Annotated in this window: 1 protein-coding gene; it reads right to left on the reverse strand. The window is 47.0% G+C overall.

What is annotated here, in order from left to right; translation table 11 throughout:
* Positions 1 to 13: 13 nt before the first annotated feature.
* A complete protein-coding gene (locus A3751_RS16985) occupies positions 14 to 1,018 on the reverse strand; it encodes a putative solute-binding protein (RefSeq protein WP_068458165.1) in 1,005 nt (334 codons plus the stop codon).
* Between the last annotated feature and the right edge of the window lie 415 nt (positions 1,019 to 1,433).

A 1,433-nucleotide genomic window follows, 5' to 3' on the forward strand; every position in this document is an offset into this window, starting at 1 on the left:
ATTTCTAGAAACGCTATTCGCGATCTTTCGATGTACATTCCGCTAACGCAGGGTCAATTTTGCAGCGTACCTTGCGGAATAGGGTAAGCGCTTTTCCGTCATAGACACCTTTGTCGCGCAATGCGATGCGGCTTTCACGGAATAACTCGTTCCAGTTATCTTTGGTCTTATCATTGATGTCTATCCAATATTTTTCTGGAATGGTTAACTCGCTATCCACAATTTTGCGAATCTGATCCTTGTATTTGCTGGCCATGAGTTCACGCGAGTTTTGTGCAAAGCCTTCAGGTACCTTTTCCCAGCGAACGATAAGTTGCATCGTGATCTGTAAGCTAGGCCACTTAATAATGCCGCCGGATGGCTCTAATCCTTTGTACATTTCCATAGGCTCGTACGCGAGGCCTGGAGCACCTGTGATATCGACCGCTTTGTTGTTAAATTTCTGAAGCGCGTTCGCGATGCTAGAGGACACTGGGGTCATGCCAATGCGTGTTGCAAGATATTCGGTTTCTGGTGCGTTATCCAAAACGGTAACGCGTTTACCGGCCATGTCTTCAGGGTTCTGAATAGATTTGTCATTTACGAATAGGAAAATGGCGCCAATTGGACCAATACCGATAATCTCGTACTCACCATTTCGCATCAGTTTGGATGCGCCCGGGCTGCTGAGTGACTTAACAACAATCGCCAAGTGGTCGTAGGTTGGCAGTGCACCAACGGCGTTAATGCTGCCCGTAAACTTGTTGTATTCCCTTGCGCGAATACCTGGCAGGTTGAGCATGTCGCAGACGCCGTTTTTAAACTCTTCCGAAGCAACACGGTCATCAGTATATACCTTGAACTGAAGATCTACGCCCCATCTAACGGCGTCGATTTTGTATTCCTTCATTTCCTTGTGAATTGGTCCGTCATGGCCGACAAAGTCGAATACACACATGGTAAGTGGTTGAAGGCTGTTTGCGGCAGCGGAGGTGCTCAAAGCGAACAAGAACAGCAGACTCGATAAGACACGTAACATATTGATCAATCTCGCAGTTTTTATTTTCGTAAGGCATGCTATCGCAAAGCGCTCTAAAGCGAAATGTGCGATCCGGAAAATGCGCGCCAGATCGAATAAAAAGTAATCTGATGTATTGAGGACGACGTTTTAAATAATATCGATAGTCTGCTCTGAACCGAAAAACCTTTGGTTTTTTAAGGTCTCTGCTAAACTGAACGCTGAAGCGGCGGAGCCATGTCTTCGCCAGTTCTGATCAAAATGGAGAAACAAGATGTTGAAGAAAGCGATCCTATTATCTGCCATGTGCATGGCTTTCGGTGCCAGCACTGCTATTGCAGGCGATGCGGCAGCAGGCAAAGCGAAGTCTGCGGTTTGCGCAGCATGTCATGGTGCGAATGGTATGGCGGCGATTAAGACCTATCCGAATTTGGCG

Source organism: Oleiphilus sp. HI0080 (assembly GCF_001635135.1).

Excerpts from the sequence above, each read along its gene's own strand:
- A3751_RS16985 (WP_068458165.1), bottom strand. The coding sequence starts at position 1,018 with ATGTTACGTGTCTTATCGAGTCTGCTGTTCTTGTTCGCTTTGAGCACC.